We start from the raw sequence: 17,661 nt of genomic DNA on the forward strand, positions 1-17,661 counted from the left end.
ATATTTTTTCTAATTGAATATTAAGTAAGTGTATGTACTTTCTGGAAGTAACACCTAGTAAGATTGTTCCTCCTACAACAGGCCAAAAAGTTTTATTTTTAACTGGCTTAACAGTGTTCAGTTTTTCATACTCTTCTCTACTAATTTTGGCGCACCTTTTTGGAATGAACCAATTAATAAATGGAAAAAAGTATACAAGCCAAGTGCTTATTACATCGATCATTAAGTATTCATCATCATACTTAACAACTCTATATTTCGGATTTTTATTGATAATTTCGGTTTCACAAAGCAATAATTATCACTTCCTATTAATAACAAATTCACACAGCTATATTATCGTTTCTGTTTCTCAAAATACTTGTGCCCTTTTGTATCAAAATTAATGTTTATATGACCTTAAATATATAACATGAATCTTTTTGTCTATTATTGAAGACATATTTAAAAAGAAAAATAGCATTGTCATAATAACCCAAGCAATAAATACTATAATATTTTGGATAGATAAACTAATCAAAACATCTAAGAACATGATTGATAATCCACCACAGAAAAAATAAGAAAATAGTACAAAGCAAAGATTCTTGAATGAAGGAAAAATCATAATTTTTCCATTGCTACTCCGATTATTATAGATAGATAACTTTACTCTCTGATTTAAATATATATAAAACACTAGAATACTTAATAATAAAACCGAACAAATGATAATAACGCAATTTTTTTCTAAATGAGAATCAGGTATATATATTTTATCTCTAAACATAGTGCCAAATAAAAGTATGCTACCTATAACTGGCCATAAAGCTTTATTTTTAACTGGTTTGACAATATTTAAGTTATCAAACTCTTCTCTACTGATTTGGACATATCTTTTTGGGATTAACCAATTAATAAACGGAAAGAACAAAACTAACCAGGTGCTTACTAAATCAATCATCAGATAGTCGTTTTTATATTTAATAATTCTATATCTCGGATTTTTGTTTACTACTCTAACCTCGCAAAGCAATTTCTCCACTTCCGTCTCGTTGGTTTTATATCTAATACAGTTTCAGATACTTTATAGGTGTTTTGTATTTTAGTAACATACTATTTTCCTGTTTATTACTTAACTTACGAACTACAATCTAAGTTTAGTAATTTCTATTGCTTTTTAAGCTTGGCATAAACCTTTTTATTACTAATTGAGCCCATGCTTATTAGAATGAAGAAAATAGTAATAATGATCCACATAATAAATACCAGTATGTTTTGAGGTTTTATAGTCATTAGCCATATTAAAAATAATATTGAACAACCTCCCAATAATAGATATGTAAACACTATAAAACTTCCATCTTTAAAAGTCGGCATTAATATAACCTTATTTTCATTATCTAGATTATCATCATATATCTTTAGTTTAAGCTTTTTATTTAAGTAAATGTAAAATGCTGCAATACCTATAAATCCTATAAAACATAAAGCTATTAAAATCTTATTATCTAATTGAACTTCAAACGTATGTACATATTTCCGTAAAATAACTACGAATAAAAACGAACTACCAGTAACTGGCCAGAAAATATTATTTTTATTTTGTTTATCAACATTTAAATTTTCAAGTTCCTTCTCACTAAGTTTTGCATACCTTTTTGGAATGAACCAATTAATAAATGGAAAAAAGTATACAAGCCAAGTGCTTACTAAATCAATCAACAAATACTCATCATTATATTGAACGACTTTATATCTCGGATTTTTATTAATAACTCTAATATCACATAGCATTGTTTATCACTTCCTACTTTTACTAAGTAATCTTTATTTGAAGAACGGCTAACATAATATTGTTAGTCATTTTTCTACCTTTTTATAACATTTACTTTTTTATTGACTACCAAAGCTACATTACTAAGTAAGAACATTATTACAAGCATAATCCAAGTAATAAATAAAATGATGTTTTGAATACCTTCTGTGATAAACATATAAAAAGCAAGTATGCTTAAACCACCAAAAAGAATATACGAAAGGAGCATTAAGCATAAATTTTTAAAAGTTGGTATTAAAATTATCTTTTCATCACAGTTATTTCTATCATAAACATTTAATTTAGATTTCGAATTAATATATAAAGCTGAAAGGAAAACCCCCAAAAGTACGAGACAGCATAAAATATTCACAGCAATTTGATTAATTTGTATATTTAACAACTGTATATATTTTCTCGTCAATACTGCCAATAAAACTGATCCCCCACCTGCTATCCATCCAGCTGAGCTACTATTTTTTGGTGTAAATGTATTTAATTCTTCAAACTCACTTTGACTAATCTTCGCATATTTCTTAGGTACACCCCAATTAAGCATTGGAATGAAAAAGAAAATCCAAGAACTAGTTACATCAACCATTAAAAACTCGTTCTTATATTTTATAATTTTATATCTCGGGTTCTTATTTATATTCCAGGACTCACATAACATTTTTATCTCGCCCACTTCATATCTTTTTAAGTTCAAACAATTAATCAGCTATTCTCATGATTTTAGAATATTGAATATATTGCTAAGTTAAAATATTATTGTTTGATATCCTTTATAATATGCAGATTTTTATAATTTCTGTTATAACTCAATTGACTTTAAATTTAGCGTTTGCTAATGCTTTTTAAGTATGACACGAACATTTCCACCGATTATTGATGACCTGTTAACAAAAAAGAAACATGTTGTCGTTACAATCCAACCAAGAAATCCTATTATATTTTGAGAATCCATTGTTAATAATATATTTAGAGATAAAATTGAAAAGCTGCCAAAAAATATATAAGCAAACAAAGATATAAATATATTTTTTAACGTAGGTATTAATATAATTTTTTCGTTTTCACTTTTATTTTTGTCCCAAATATGTAGTTTTAGTTTTTGGTTCAAGTATAAAAAGCATGTTATTACACATAGAAATATGACAAAACATATGATTATTACTGTTTTTTTGTCTAAATGGGTATTGAGCAAATAAATATATTTTTTCGACAAGGTTACAAGTAAAACTAAAGCGCCTGTAACAGGCCAAAAAGCATTATTTCTAACTGGTTTAAAAATGTTTAAGACATCAAATTCTTCCTTGCTAATTTTGACGTAATTTTTAGGGATAAACCAATTGATCATTGGAAGAAAAAATACTATCCAACTACTTACTAAATCAACCATCAAATATTCATCATTATACTTAATAATTCTATATTTTGGATTTTTGTTGATAATTATAGATTCGCAAAGCAATATCTTCACTTCCGTCTCGTTGGTTTTATATCTAATACACTTTCAAATACTTTAGAAGACTTTTAAATTTTACAAGCGTCTTAAAAGGATTGAGTCGACAACATTTAGAAAATATTAAATGTTGTCTATTTTTTTAAATATGACATGAACATTTTTATTGCCAATTGAAGCCATATTCACTAGAAAGAAAAGCATTGTCATTATAATCCAAGCAATAAATACTATTATATTCTGGGAATCTAAAGTTATTAACATGCATAGACTCATTATTGAAAAAAATCCTGAAAATAAATAAGAAAATAGTACAAAATAAAAATGTTTGAAAGTAGGTAGTAGCATAACTTTTTCTTTATATTCTTTATTTTTATTAAAAACTTTTAATTTTAATTTTTGATGTAATTTCATAAAAAAGATTAAAATACTTAAGAATGTTATAAAACATATGATAATAACTAAACTTTTTTCTAGTTGGATATCGAGTAAATGAGTATACTTTCTGAATGTAACTCCAAATAAAATTGAGCCACCTACAGCTGGCCAAAAAACTCTATTTTTAGTAGGTTTAACAATCTTTAAATTTTCAAATTCTTCTTTACTAATCTTCACGTATTTTTTAGGGATTAACCAATTCATCATTGGAAGAAGTAATGTTAGCCAGTTATTTGCTAAATCAACCATCAAATACACCTCATTATATTTAATGATCCTGTATTTTGGGTTTTTATTAATGACTCTGGATTCACAAAGCAATGTTTACCACACCCATTTCATTGGATTAATATGTTTACCGATACTTTTTGTAGCTTCACCCACTGTATTTTCTACACTATCTATGGTAACTTCTGCGGATTCTTTTACAACGTCTATGCCATCGTCTATTTTGTGACCTACCCAATCTGTTTTATCCTGTAATCCAAGTTTATTTGTTTGATAAGCTCAATCTGCAAACATGTCAGCAAGAGAGGGAAAAGCTAATACACCAACAACCGCCCATCCAATTGGATTGCTAGCAAGCAATATTATGAGAGCTATCAGACAAAATAACACGCTCTATATTGCTATTTTAAAATTGAACTAGTGCTTTTTTGAACCACCTTTTAAATATGTAATTCTAGCTAATTTAATCACTTCTCAACCTCTTTTGACCTTAGTATTGCGTAAACATTTTTATCGATAATTGAAGACCTGTTTGCTATAAAGAAAGCTGCAATCATACCAAACAAAGCTAAGAATCCTATTATATTTTGAGGATTTAAGGTCATCAACATACTTAAAAGCATTATTGAAAAGCCACCGAAAAACACATAGGCAATTAGGGATAAACATATATTTTTAAATGTAGGGATTAATATGATTTTATCGTTATCATTTTTATTGTCCTCAAACATATGCAACTTTAATTTTTTATTTAAATATAAAAATAATGTAAAAACAGCTAGAAATATCATGCAACATATGGTAATAACCAAGGTTTTTTCTAATTGAATATTAAGAAATTGAGTATATTTCCTGAATGTAACTCCAAATAAAACTGAGCCACCTGCAGCTGGCCAAAAAGCTCTATTTTTAGTAGGTTTAACAATGTTTAAATTTTCAAATTCTTCTTTATTAATCTTCACGTATTTTTTAGGGATTAACCAATTCATCATAGGAAGAAATAAAGTTAGCCAGGTACTTACTAAATCGATCATCAAATATTCATCATTATATTTAATAATTCTATATTTAGGATTCTTATTAACCACTTCAACGTCGCAAAGCAATGTCTTCACTTCCATTTGATTTTATGTGTAATACATTTTTAGATACTTCAGAAGACTTTTAAATATTACTAATTTACTGCCATTAAAAATTTTATTCATTGTTATTTGCATATTTATAATCTGAATTTAGTAATTTCACTCAGATTTTAAATTATGTCCTTTTTGCCCTTAAAAAACCACACTCCTACGTTAATAGGTGTTGTTGTTTTGATTGTTAGCGTTTTTTTGATACCTTCTAAATGAATAAGTAAAGTTTTGTTTATATATTTCATTTGCCATTTTCTTTTATTATGACATGGACTTTCGAGTCAGAAATTGATAAAACATTTAAAAAAGAGAATATTAGAATCATAACAACTTCAGTTAGAAATACTATGATGTTTTGATTTTCATAATAAAAGGTGACAATGATTGTAAATATCGATATTAATCCTATAAAGCCAAAAGCAAACAACGTAAATATAAAACTTTTCCATGTCGGGATTAGCATTAAAGTCCTGTACTCATTTTGATGAAAATTCTTAATTGTTATCTTTTTATTTATATACAATCTAAATAAAATAATAAAAAGAATTATCAAAAGACTTATACTAATGTTTATATACCTTTCAATTTGTAAATCTAATAAACTAATATACTTTCTAAAAATTACAGTCAATAATACAGAGAATCCTATATACCAATTTAAAGCTGAATTTTTTTGAGGCTTTATAGTATCTAGTTTTTCTACCTCTTTAACACTTAACTTAACTCCTTTTTTGGGTATAAACCAATTGATCATTGGCAATAGATAAGATATGTAATTACTCGATAAATCTATCATGAAATATTCATCATTGTATTTTATAATTCTATATTTTGCATTTTTATCTATAATTCTAGATTCGCAAAGCAATGTCTTCACTTCCATTTGATTTTATCTGCAATACTTTTTCTGATAGTTCAGAAGACATTAAAATATTATCAACTTACTGTCATCAAAATTTTAATTAATTGTTATTTGCATATCTTTAATCTGAATTTAGTACTTTTACTTAATTTTTAAGTATGACATGAATGTTTTTATCTATAATTAAAGCTATATTCACTAGAAAAAAACCCATTATAACTGCAATCCAAGCAAAATATACTATTATGTTTTGATAACTCATTGATAATAGAGAATATGAGAAAATAACTGTCCATAAAATAAAAAAAGCATATCTAAACAATGTGAAACAAAAATTTTTTAGTGTTGGTATTAAGATAATTTTTGACCTTTTATTTTTAGTATTATAAATATTTAAAGATGATTTTTTAATTAGGCGTACATAAAATATTAAAATCCCTATAAATGTGATGCAACATATGGCAATAACTAATTTTTTATCAAGTTGAGTGTCAAGTAAATGTGTATACTTTCTTAATGTAACTGCGAATAAAGCAGAGATACCTGCAACTGGCCAAAAAACATTCTTTTTAGCAGGTTTAACAATATTTAAATTTTCAAACTCTTCTCTAGTAATTTTGACGTATCTTTTTGGGATGAACCAATTGATAAATGGAAAAAACAAACTAATCCAAGTACTTATTATATCGACCATTAAGTACTCATCATTATATTTAATAATTCTATATTTTGGGTTTTTATTGATGATTTTAGATTCGCACAGCACTTTTTACCAGCTCCATTTCATAGGATTTATATGATTAGATATACTTTTTGTAGCTTCACCAACAGCACTTTCAACACTATCTATGGCTTTTTTTGTAGAATTTTTTACAACATCGATACCGTCATCTATTTTATGTCCTACCCAGTCTGTTTTATCCTTTAATCCCCACATATTATTTTCATATGCCCAATCAGCCGCTATTGTAATACCTGTTGCTACAGCAAAACCTCCTAAAACCGCCCATCCTACTGGATTACTTGCCAGCAAAGTTATACCTGCAGACATAGATGCTCCTGCAACAGATCCAGCTGCAAGCGTCATACCATTGTGCGACAACGCTTCACCAACAGTTTTATCATCGTTTGCCATATCATCATACATACCTATACCAAAACCTACACCTGCAACTCCTTTACCTAGATATTTTCCGCCTTTTGCAAATTTACTACCATTTTCTATAAATACATTACCTGATGTACGTTTGACTTCCACAAATGAATTTGGACCGGCTGGGCCTTTCACTCCACCTGCTGTATTGATAAATACACCGAATTTACTTGCATTTATACCGCCTTGCTCTAAAAGTGTTGACGTGATATCTAATCCTATATCTCGTTTAATACTATCTTTATTGTCATTTATATATTTCATTATACTTTTCGGGATATCGTCTTCTGGATGTTCTTTGGCATATGCCTTTATAACAGCAAAGTCTGCTTTATTTAAAGTTTCTTTCTCTGCTTTATGTTCAATTTTCCCCATGGCAACTTTCAAATATTTTTCATGACTTGCTTTGGCCCAATCAAGTTCTTTACCTGAAGGAATATTAAATTGATTTGTTGAAAAGTTCCAAAAATTTTGCGCTTGGGTAAGTCCTTGTTGTACAATTTTTTGAAATTCTTCAACTTCTTTAAATATTTCTGGTGATTTTTGATTAAACTCACGCAATTTGCGTAGCTTCTCTTCTAATTCATGTTTTTGTTGACCTAATGTTTGTATTATTTGTTGGTTCGATGAAATGGCTTGCTGATTATCGGAAGCATGCTTTTTCAAATTGTTATTCAAATTTTCATATCGCGTAATTTGTTGACTTAATGATCTGATATCTTCTTCAAGCTCTGATTCTTTTAAAGATATGCTATCAACCTCACTCGTATAACGTGACACAAAATTATCGCAAGCTTGCTTCGTTAAATCACTCAATGTTTTCATACTTGTTGATAATGGAATTAACACCGTACTAAAAAATTGCTTAGCTGACGTATACGCTTTACCTTTAAGCGCATCATCATTGATAAATTGAGTAATTGCTTTTTCCAACGCATCATAATTTGTATTCATTGTTTGACTCAAATTACCCACACTTGAAGCTTGGTTTCGAGATCTGTCTAAATACATGTCAATACTCATCGGCATGCTCCTTTTCCAAAAATATGTGATTTTCAAACTATTTAAAATCAAATGCTTTTTACATCTACAAAGTTGTAAAATTTTAAAACTCGGCGATGATTATTTCTTATGTAAAGGAGTCTAGATGCAGGTAAATTGAGATAACATGTCGCCTTTTTTCTTATTTTAGCATATGGATATAATGGTGTCTTTGTATATTCGCAATTAATCAATAAAAATTATCTTTCAATATTTTAATTTTATTGTGACAACATCCTTAACATTAAATATATTAATATCTCAAAATATATTTACTATTAAAATATGTCACCAGTTGTTAAAAGTATTTCCTCATCATGCGAAATATCAAAACGACTCTTAAATACGAATAAAGTTACAAAATCACACAACATCATCATTCAAAATTTTATTGCCCTCATTTTCAATATTCATTTCATATCTATCAGTTCATTCATAACTAAAATTTCAATTGTGCAACCTCACCTTTAATGCAACAACTTTCAAACAATAAATCATCACAATAAACACACCTAATTCAACACTTTTCAAACATAAGTATTGACACATTGAACAAAATGATTTTTAATTGTAACTAATATAGTTACAATTATGAGGTGAGAAACTTTGAATTTAGAATTTAACATTGCCGTGCATGTATTAGCTTTTTTAACTAAGCATCATTCAGAAAAATTCAATAGTAGTTCATTAGCAGAATTAACTTGTTTAAATCCTGTTCAATTACGACGCGTGACGACTCAACTTGTCGATTTAAAAATGATTAACACAATACGAGGTAAAGATGGTGGATATTTAGCAAATGATCGTAGCGCTGATGTCTCTTTAGCAACATTATATAAACATTTTGTCTTAGAGAAAGAACATCACACACGACTATTTACTGGCGACGAAGGCAGTCACTGTCAAATTGCTCGTAATATTGCAAGTACCATGTCACATTATCAACAAGACGAACAGAATATCATTATTAATTTTTATAAAGAAAAAACAATCAAAGATGTCATTGAAGACATTCAAAAGGAGGATTTATGTCATGAAAACATATGATTTAATTGTAATAGGATTTGGAAAAGCTGGTAAAACTTTAGCGAAATATGCTGCATCAACAGGTCAACACGTCGCAGTTATCGAACAATCTTCGAAAATGTATGGCGGCACTTGTATAAATATAGGATGTATACCTTCGAAGACACTTGTACATGATGGGTTAGAAGGCAAATCTTTTGAAGCAAGTTATAACCGTAAAAACGATGTTGTCAGTGCGCTAAACAATAAAAATTACCACTTATTAGCAGACGATAACAACATTGATGTACTGGATTTTAAAGCGCAGTTTAAATCTAATACTGAAGTGAATTTATTAGATCAGTATGGCGATATCGCCGATAGTATTACTGCACCTCATATCATTATTAATACTGGTGCTACCTCTGTCATTCCTAACATAAAAGGCATTGATCAAGCTAGACACGTCTTCGATTCAACAGGTTTATTAAACATTAGCTATCAACCTAAACACCTCGTTATTGTAGGTGGCGGTTATATCGCCTTAGAATTTGCTTCAATGTTTGCGAATTTAGGTAGTAAGGTTACTGTATTAGAACGTGGTGAATCATTTATGCCACGCGAAGAGCAAGATGTCGTTGCACATGCTATTACTGACTTAGAAAATAAAGGCATTGCATTGTATACAAATGTTGAAACGACTGAATTGTCATCTGACGATCATCATACAACAGTCCATACTAACGTTGGTAACTTTGAGGCTGATGCAGTACTTTTGGCTATCGGACGCAAACCGAATACGGATTTAGCTTTAGAAAATACTGATATCGAATTAGGCGACAGAGGCGAAATTAAAGTCAATGCTCATCTTCAAACAACTGTGCCGCATATTTATGCTGCAGGTGATGTTAAAGGCGGACTTCAATTTACGTATATATCTTTAGATGATTATCGAATTATCAAATCAGCTTTATATGGTAATCAGTCACGTACGACTGACAATAGAGGTAGCGTGCCTTATACAGTATTTATAGATCCACCATTATCACGTGTTGGATTAACTAGTAAAGAAGCTGCCGCTCAACATTATGATTACACTGAACATCAACTTTTAGTAAGTGCTATACCTCGTCACAAAATTAACAATGATCCAAGAGGTTTATTTAAAGTAGTCATCAATAATGAAAATAATATGATTTTAGGTGCTACATTATATGGTAAGCAATCTGAAGAATTAATTAATATAATTAAACTTGCGATTGATCAAAACATTCCATATACCGTATTACGAGATAATATTTATACGCATCCTACGATGGCCGAATCATTTAATGATTTATTTAATTTCTAGCCAAAACATAAAAACCTGGTGGCACGCATTGAATGATGCTGCCATCAGGTTTTATTGTTGTGCTTTTCGCTTTTCTAATTTTTCTTTAAGCTTTCTATCTTGTTCTTCTTTACGACGTTTACGTTCTTCATGTCGTTTTCTTAAACGCTCTTCTTCTTCAGGATCACGTGGTTTTTTTAATTGTTGAGAAACTTTTTCGATTAATTCTTCTTCAGTAAGCGCAGCCAGTGGGCGGTTATTAACAAAAGTGAATGTTTTTCGGCGTCCAGGTCCACAATAAGATTGACAACCTATCACGATTTCAGCATCGGGATCTAATTTTTCCAACTTCTTTTGTAACGTTCTAATATTGACTGCCTGACATTCATCACAAATAAGGAATGTATTTTTCATATTGCTACCCACCTTTCTTTATCATATCTATATCGTCGATTTCATTAATTTTTTCGTTAACTCTATCTATTTTACTCTTTTTAATATTTTTTTCAAGATACGTAACACGGCTGGCAATAAAAAATGGAGCATTTATCTTCTAATTAAATTAGATGATTGCTCCCCTATCAAATCATTTATTGCCCATGATAAATATTAAATTTTAATGGTTTAATACCATGTTTTGTCCATTCATCATAAATTTTTTCTTTATCTACATCTTTATTGATAATTGTAATACCACAGTCTCCACCACCAGCGCCTGATGTTTTAGATGCGCCGTGATACTTTTCAGCAATATCACACAAGTATTTTAGCTTTTCAGTTTCTATATCAACTGTAGCTTCTTTATCCATACGTTGAATAATTGTACGATTCTGGCGCACCATCTTTTGCACACCTTTAATGTTATTTGTTTTAAAAGCATGAATAAGTTTTTCAACACAACGATGTGAATCTTCTAAGAAGTCACCGTAAAATGAAGGATCTGATTTTAAACGTTTCACTTCGCTAACAAAGTGTGGTGATGATGCCGGTGAGCCAGTCCAACCGATAAGTACTTCCATATTTTCAGGTGCTTGTAATGGTTCGATGTGCAAACCAGGCCAGTTTTTGATTAAAACTTCTTCAACTGTAGTATCTTCAATTTGATGCTTAACCCATTCATGATCAAAAGTACTATACGCTAACCATCCACTATAAACACTAACGGCAATATCTCCGCATGAACTTAAACTTTGTAACTTCATATTTGCAATCACTGCCAGTTTATAAATGTATAAATTAGATAACTTCATATCATAAAATTCATTTAATACCTTTATAACTGACACAAGTACTGCTGCACTTGAACCTAATCCATATTTATGACCATTCGAATCATCTAAATTACTATCAATAGTCAGATGAAAATGCTTCATCGCTATATCGCAACTTTTTGCATACTGTTCAAATATTTCAATAGCTGTGACCACATAATTTAATTGTTTTGCTGCATGTGGATCTGAAATGACAATACTATCTTCATCTCTACTAAATGTAACTGGGTTATGATGTAATGCTTTTGAATGAATGGTACCTTTATATTGGTCTGCTTCTTCAATAGTAGCAGTTACAAAGCGATCTAACGCAATAAGTACAGATTTATATCCTGGTTCTGTTACAGCATATTCTCCAGCAATATAAAGTTTTCCGGGTGCTTTGACCTGAATCATTTTATCTCTTCCTTACTCAATTATTTCAATTCCTGTGGCAATAATGTCACTATCAATAATTTGGTTATTATCAAACTGTGTTAATAATTTATCTATAATCTGTTGCTTGTTTTTCTTTTCTACAAGTATTTTCACATTAGGACCCGCATCCATCGTAAAATAACACGGATATCCCGCTTCTCGGCATTCGTGAACGAGCGCCATTACATCATAACTTTCTTGCACAAGATATGTGAACGGCGGTGTTGATCCTAGGTTCGTGGCATGCATACGCAAACCATTTTCTTCAATTACTTCACCAAGGCGTTTAAAATCTTTGTCTTGAATCGCTGCTTTTGCTTCAATTAAATCTTCATCAATATGATCTAACCAATATTGATAAAACCTTGATGTGTTTCGTGTCAACGACATACCATATCGACTAGGTACCTTTTTAGAATGTTGATTAATCACAACAAATATCATGGCAAGGTCATCTTCAAAATGATTCGATTCAAGTGGAACAGCATATGACGTCTCATCACTATACCCTTTTTCCCATTCTGCAAATCCACCATAAATACTACGCGACGCAGAACCCGAACCGATTCGCGCCAATCTCGATAAATCCTTATCTGACAACTGCAAGTCTAGCGCTTGATTACAAGCTGCTGCTAAAGCTGCATATGCGCTTGCTGATGAAGCCAACCCTGCTGCTGTTGGTACAAAATTGTCGCTTTCAATTTCTGCATACCAATCGATGCCAGCTCTATTTCTGACAATATCCATATATTTTGAAATTTTCTCTAATTCTTTGCCACTAACCTTTTCACCATTCAACCAAAATTGATCCTGTGTTAACTGGTCGTTAAAAGTGACTTTCGTTTCAGTGTAAAATTTTTCTAATGTAACAGATACGCTATTATTCATTGGAATGATTAGTGCTTCATCTTTTTTACCCCAATATTTTATAAGTGCAATATTCGTATGTGCACGTGCTTTGCCACTTTTAATCAACGCATTAACCTCCTAAATTCTCAATCCATGTATGTGCTGCACCAGCTTTTTCTACAGCTTTTACAATATTTTTCGCTGTTGGTAAATCTTTGGCAAGCAATAACATACTTCCGCCACGACCAGCACCAGTAAGTTTTCCAGCAATTGCACCATTTTCTTTACCAATTTTCATTAATTGTTCTATTTTATCATGACTAACTGTCAACGCCTTTAAATCCGCATGACATTCATTAAAGATATCCGCTAAGGCTTCAAAGTTATGATGTTCAATCACATCACTCGCACGTAAAACTAACTTACCGATATGTTTTACATGTGACATGTACTGAGGATTCTCACAAAGTTTATGAACATCTTCTACTGCTTGTCTTGTTGAACCTTTCACACCAGTATCAATAACAACCATATAGCCGTCTAAACTTAACGTTTTCAACGTTTCAGCATGACCTTTTTGGAACCAAACTGGTTTGCCTGATACAATCGTTTGCGTATCAATACCACTTGGTTTACCATGTGCAATTTGCTCTGCCCAATTAGCCTTTTCAATGAGTTCTTCTTTCGTTAATGATTTCCCTAAAAAATCATAACTCGCACGAACAAAAGCAACCGCGACAGCTGCACTCGATCCTAATCCACGTGATGGTGGTAAATTCGTTTGGATCGTTACTGCTAGCGGCTCTGTAATATTATTTAATTCTACAAAACGGTTCACCAAAGACTTAAGATGGTCAGGCGCATCATATAACATACCATCGTAAACATCGCTTTTAATAGACGAATAGTTCCCGCTCTCTAAGGCTTCTATTAAAACTTTGATTTTACCTGCGTTAAACGGTACTGCAATAGCAGGCTCTCCAAATGTAACAGCATGTTCTCCTATTAAAATAATCTTACCGGTCGATTCCCCATATCCTTTTCTTGTCATGTCAATATCACCTTTTATATTTATCCTATACTTGATTCATTATTTTTATTTATTAGTAAAAGACATCATATTCTAAGTTGCATACGCATTCGCGTTAAATTTCATTGCAGTCTTTATCTCACATTATTCATATTATGTATAATCTTTATTTTGAATTTATATTTGACTTAACTTGATTAGTATAAAACTAACTTTCGTTTACTTCAAAGTTTAAATCTTATCGAGTGATATTTCAGATTCTTTATCTTTTTATAAAATAGCCCTACAATTTATAATTTTCCACCCTAACTATAATACTACAAATAATAATTGGAATATATAGATTTACTACTAAAGTATTAGAACATTTCAATATATAGTATGATTATTTAACTACTCATATTCATAATTTATACCCATTTCTTAATACGTTTAATGTCGACTATTAAAATTTAATTTTTAAATTTTATCATTTCCATCATATCATTAGTTTAAATTGAATGACGTTCTATTTTAAAAATTAATTTTAGCAACTTATTTAAAGTTTAATATCAAAAATAACAGCCCCAAACGATAACTTGAAAGGGGCTGTTAAATATTTAACTATTGCATTTGGTCTATCATTTTCTTGTTTCTTTCAATCATTTTATCAAAATACGTATCGTATCTTTGCCATTCTTCTTGAGTAATTGGTGTCATATTTAGTACACCACCAAGATCTTTGATTGCATATAATAGTAAAAACATTACATCTTGAACAGTAATCGTTTTGTTAAGCAATGTCTCTAGTGAGGCCATACAAGATGGTTCAATTTCAGGGTATTTAAATTTAGTCACTTCACCTTTTAAAGCATGTTCATAAAATGTTTGCATCATCAATGCACGTTCTGAACCAGAGCCTTCAACACAAAGATAAATTTGTACAGCAATACCACCTCTAACTCTTCGTTGCGATATGCCTGCAAATTTCTTACCATCGATACTTAAGTCAAATTTTCCTGGGCAATAAGAATGTTCAACTTCCATCGTATCAATATCAACATTCTCATCTTCGAACATTTTGCTAATTAAGAGATACATCACAGTAAACGCTTCATCAATCGTTGTCTCTGTCTGCCCTTTGAACATCAGCGATATATTTAATACACCTTGATCTAGAACGACACCTAAGCCACCAGAATTTCTAACAATGGCATTATAACCAATCTCATTCGTTAAATAATCAATGCCATCTTTTAAAAACGGCAATCTTGAATCATGAATACCAAGAATAACAGTATGTTGATGAATCCAAGTACGCACAACATTATCTGATATATCTTTGCCCACACTTTCACAAAATGTATCATCGAATGCGAAAGATTGCATAGGCTCTAATCCAGAAGAATGGTCGATATATCGCCAGTTGACGCCATTAAAATATTTACTCGCTAAATCCATCGTTATTGTAAAGCTTGCGCTGCTGTGATAATTGAAAGATTGTATACATCTTCAATTGAGCAACCACGTGATAAGTCATTTACTGGAGAATTTAAACCTTGTAATACTGGACCAACTGCATCATATCCACCTAAACGTTGTGCAATTTTGTAACCAATATTACCAGCTTCTAAACTTGGGAATACAAAGACATTTGCATCACCTTGTAATTTAGCACCTGGCGCTTTTTTCTCAGCAACACCTGGTACAATCGCAGCATCAAATTGGAATTCGCCATCAATGATTGCTTCTAATTTTTCTTCTTCAGCTTTTTGTTGTGCTAATTTGACAGCTTCTTGAACTTTTGTCACGTCGTCTGATTTAGCAGACCCTTTTGTTGAAAAGCTTAACATTGCAACTTTTGGATCCATGCCAAAGCTTAATGCTGATTTTGCACTTTCTACCGCAATTTCTGCAAGTCCTTGTGAATCAAGTTCTGGATTGATTGCACAATCACCAAAGATGTATTGTTCATCACCTTTAATCATAAAGAAGATACCTGATGTTCTTGATACACCTGGTTTCGTTTTGATGATTTGTAAAGCTGGACGCACAGTGTCGCCTGTTGAATGTGCTGCACCACTAACTAAACCATCTGCTTTACCAGCATAAACAAGCATTGTACCGAAGTAGTTCACATTGTTTAATAATTCTTGTGCTTGTTCTTCAGTCGCTTTACCTTTACGTCGTTCAACAAATGATTGAACTAATTCAGCTTTCAATTCACTTGTCTCAGGATTAATTAATTCAATATTAGAAATATCAAGATTAAGTTTTTGCGCTAAAGATTGAACCTTAGTCTCATCACCTAACACGATTGGTGTAACATAATCTGTTGCTTGTAATTGTGTTGCAGCTGTTAGAACACGCTCGTCCTCTCCTTCAGGTAATACGATTTTAACGTTTTTACCAGAAAGTTTGTCTTTTAATACATTTAATAAATCAGCCATAATGTCCTCCTGTAATATAAATCTTATTAATCATTCACGGTATAATTATACGCCATTTTATTTCATAATGCCACGTCACCAATTTGTAATCATAATTTTATCGTTACCCCTTTGCTTTATGATAAAATTTATAAAGAACTGATGATTTTTGAAAAGGAGCGATAAACATGAGTCAAGCAGCCGAAACATTAGATGGTTGGTATAGTCTACATTTATTTTATGCAGTTGATTGGGCATCATTGCGCCTAGTTCCAAAGGACGAACGCGATGCACTTGTCACTGAATTGCAATCATTTTTAGAAAATACAGCAACTGTAAGATCATCAAAATCTGGTGATCAAGCTATTTATAATATAACTGGTCAAAAAGCAGATTTATTATTATGGTTCTTACGTCCTGAAATGAAGTCTTTAAATCATATTGAAAATGAATTTAACAAATTGCGCATTGCTGACTTCTTAATCCCTACATATTCATATGTATCAGTCATTGAATTGAGCAATTATTTAGCTGGTAAATCCGATGAAGATCCTTATGAAAACCCTCATATCAAAGCTAGATTATATCCTGAATTACCACACTCTGATTATATTTGTTTCTATCCGATGAACAAACGTCGTAATGAAACTTATAACTGGTATATGTTAACTATGGAAGAACGTCAAAAATTAATGTATGACCATGGTATGATTGGTAGAAAATATGCTGGTAAAATCAAACAATTTATTACTGGTTCTGTTGGGTTTGATGATTTCGAATGGGGCGTAACATTGTTCTCAGATGACGTATTACAATTCAAAAAAATTGTATACGAAATGCGCTTTGATGAAACAACAGCACGATACGGTGAATTCGGTAGTTTCTTTGTAGGACATATTATTAACACAAATGAATTCGATCAATTCTTTGCGATTTCTTAATACATTGGTACGTTAGTAAATTAATAAAAAATTCCAAGCTTAAACCGATAAGCTTGGAATTTTTCGTTTATCTTCAGTATATTCCCGTATACATAAGATGTGATTTAGTAAATAGTTGAAATTTTTATGTTTGAACTTCTAATAATGTGCTATTGTATTATCAATAACGAGGTACACTTTGCCTATAGCAAAGTGTACCCGAGTAGTCTTCCTTGGGAGAACTTTAACTACTATCACTACATATAAACGTTAACCTCAATAGAAATTATACAGTCGCTACTCTATACAATTT

At 30.9% G+C, this 17,661-nt stretch carries 20 protein-coding genes and 1 pseudogene; 3 read left to right on the forward strand and 18 right to left on the reverse strand.

Features of this window, described 5'->3' with window-relative positions; all coding sequences use genetic code 11:
• The 12 genes and pseudogenes from CD116_RS14015 to CD116_RS12050 all read right to left on the reverse strand — a co-directional run.
• Positions 1–295 (reverse strand): DUF443 family protein (locus CD116_RS14015; RefSeq protein WP_240625131.1); only part of this gene is annotated, 295 nt, incomplete at its 3' end.
• Positions 296–382: 87 nt separating this feature from the next.
• The gene (locus tag CD116_RS12005) at positions 383–1,024 is read right to left on the reverse strand and encodes a DUF443 domain-containing protein (RefSeq protein ID WP_078101731.1); all 642 of its coding nucleotides are present in this window, start codon (positions 1,022–1,024) and stop codon (positions 383–385) included.
• Positions 1,025–1,149: 125 nt separating this feature from the next.
• Positions 1,150–1,776, reverse strand: a complete 627-nt coding sequence (locus tag CD116_RS12010) for a DUF443 family protein (RefSeq protein ID WP_047550098.1) — start codon at positions 1,774–1,776, stop codon at positions 1,150–1,152.
• Positions 1,777–1,850: 74 nt separating this feature from the next.
• Positions 1,851–2,471: a DUF443 domain-containing protein gene (locus tag CD116_RS12015; protein ID WP_047550102.1), complete on the reverse strand. Its 621-nt coding sequence runs from the start codon at positions 2,469–2,471 to the stop codon at positions 1,851–1,853.
• Positions 2,472–2,645: 174 nt separating this feature from the next.
• A complete protein-coding gene (locus CD116_RS12020; protein ID WP_047550217.1) occupies positions 2,646–3,272 on the reverse strand; it encodes a DUF443 family protein in 627 nt (208 codons plus the stop codon).
• Between the two features lie 114 nt (positions 3,273–3,386).
• Positions 3,387–4,022, reverse strand: a complete 636-nt coding sequence (locus CD116_RS12025; protein ID WP_047550105.1) for a DUF443 family protein — start codon at positions 4,020–4,022, stop codon at positions 3,387–3,389.
• A gap of 3 nt (positions 4,023–4,025) precedes the next feature.
• Positions 4,026–4,301, reverse strand: a pseudogene (locus CD116_RS14095) (T7SS effector LXG polymorphic toxin); the annotation flags it as partial.
• A gap of 95 nt (positions 4,302–4,396) precedes the next feature.
• Positions 4,397–5,035: a DUF443 domain-containing protein gene (locus CD116_RS12030; protein WP_047550108.1), complete on the reverse strand. Its 639-nt coding sequence runs from the start codon at positions 5,033–5,035 to the stop codon at positions 4,397–4,399.
• A 268-nt stretch (positions 5,036–5,303) separates the two neighbouring features.
• A complete protein-coding gene (locus tag CD116_RS12035; RefSeq protein WP_047550110.1) occupies positions 5,304–5,945 on the reverse strand; it encodes a DUF443 family protein in 642 nt (213 codons plus the stop codon).
• A 124-nt stretch (positions 5,946–6,069) separates the two neighbouring features.
• On the reverse strand, positions 6,070–6,690 hold the full coding sequence (locus CD116_RS12040; RefSeq protein WP_103325269.1) for a DUF443 family protein: 621 nt from the start codon (positions 6,688–6,690) through the stop codon (positions 6,070–6,072).
• 3 nt (positions 6,691–6,693) lie between these two features.
• Positions 6,694–8,100 (reverse strand): T7SS effector LXG polymorphic toxin, encoded by a 1,407-nt coding sequence (locus CD116_RS12045; protein WP_047550115.1) that lies wholly within the window; start codon positions 8,098–8,100, stop codon positions 6,694–6,696.
• A gap of 465 nt (positions 8,101–8,565) precedes the next feature.
• Complete coding sequence (locus CD116_RS12050) at positions 8,566–8,667, reverse strand: hypothetical protein (RefSeq protein ID WP_047550119.1); 102 nt, start codon at positions 8,665–8,667, stop codon at positions 8,566–8,568.
• Positions 8,668–8,724: 57 nt separating this feature from the next.
• Between CD116_RS12050 and hypR the strand changes: the two genes are divergently transcribed.
• Both hypR and merA read left to right on the forward strand, forming a co-directional pair.
• The gene (gene hypR, locus CD116_RS12055) at positions 8,725–9,165 is read left to right on the forward strand and encodes a redox-sensitive transcriptional regulator HypR (RefSeq protein ID WP_047550122.1); all 441 of its coding nucleotides are present in this window, start codon (positions 8,725–8,727) and stop codon (positions 9,163–9,165) included.
• Positions 9,152–10,474: a hypothiocyanous acid reductase MerA gene (gene merA / locus CD116_RS12060; RefSeq protein ID WP_047550123.1), complete on the forward strand. Its 1,323-nt coding sequence runs from the start codon at positions 9,152–9,154 to the stop codon at positions 10,472–10,474. The genes hypR and merA overlap by 14 nt, the downstream gene beginning before the upstream one ends.
• Before the next feature lie 51 nt (positions 10,475–10,525).
• Here the strand turns inward: merA and CD116_RS12065 are convergent, their stop codons facing one another.
• The 6 genes from CD116_RS12065 to pta all read right to left on the reverse strand — a co-directional run bounded on the left by CD116_RS12065 (position 10,526) and on the right by pta (position 16,449).
• On the reverse strand, positions 10,526–10,867 hold the full coding sequence (locus CD116_RS12065; protein WP_000798967.1) for a YuzB family protein: 342 nt from the start codon (positions 10,865–10,867) through the stop codon (positions 10,526–10,528).
• A 176-nt stretch (positions 10,868–11,043) separates the two neighbouring features.
• Positions 11,044–12,120, reverse strand: a complete 1,077-nt coding sequence (locus CD116_RS12070) for a phosphomevalonate kinase (RefSeq protein ID WP_000616885.1) — start codon at positions 12,118–12,120, stop codon at positions 11,044–11,046.
• A 12-nt stretch (positions 12,121–12,132) separates the two neighbouring features.
• Positions 12,133–13,116, reverse strand: a complete 984-nt coding sequence (gene mvaD / locus CD116_RS12075) for a diphosphomevalonate decarboxylase (RefSeq protein WP_047530198.1) — start codon at positions 13,114–13,116, stop codon at positions 12,133–12,135.
• Between the two features lie 4 nt (positions 13,117–13,120).
• Complete coding sequence (gene mvk, locus CD116_RS12080) at positions 13,121–14,041, reverse strand: mevalonate kinase (RefSeq protein WP_047530196.1); 921 nt, start codon at positions 14,039–14,041, stop codon at positions 13,121–13,123.
• A 582-nt stretch (positions 14,042–14,623) separates the two neighbouring features.
• A complete protein-coding gene (locus tag CD116_RS12085) occupies positions 14,624–15,460 on the reverse strand; it encodes a lipoate--protein ligase family protein (protein ID WP_047550126.1) in 837 nt (278 codons plus the stop codon).
• A 2-nt stretch (positions 15,461–15,462) separates the two neighbouring features.
• The gene (gene pta / locus CD116_RS12090; RefSeq protein WP_047427743.1) at positions 15,463–16,449 is read right to left on the reverse strand and encodes a phosphate acetyltransferase; all 987 of its coding nucleotides are present in this window, start codon (positions 16,447–16,449) and stop codon (positions 15,463–15,465) included.
• A 167-nt stretch (positions 16,450–16,616) separates the two neighbouring features.
• Between pta and hemQ the strand changes: the two genes are divergently transcribed.
• Positions 16,617–17,369: a hydrogen peroxide-dependent heme synthase gene (gene hemQ, locus CD116_RS12095; RefSeq protein ID WP_047530191.1), complete on the forward strand. Its 753-nt coding sequence runs from the start codon at positions 16,617–16,619 to the stop codon at positions 17,367–17,369.
• The last annotated feature ends 292 nt before the right edge of the window (positions 17,370–17,661 follow it).

This window comes from Staphylococcus schweitzeri, from assembly GCF_002902405.1.
Classification (GTDB): domain Bacteria; phylum Bacillota; class Bacilli; order Staphylococcales; family Staphylococcaceae; genus Staphylococcus; species Staphylococcus schweitzeri.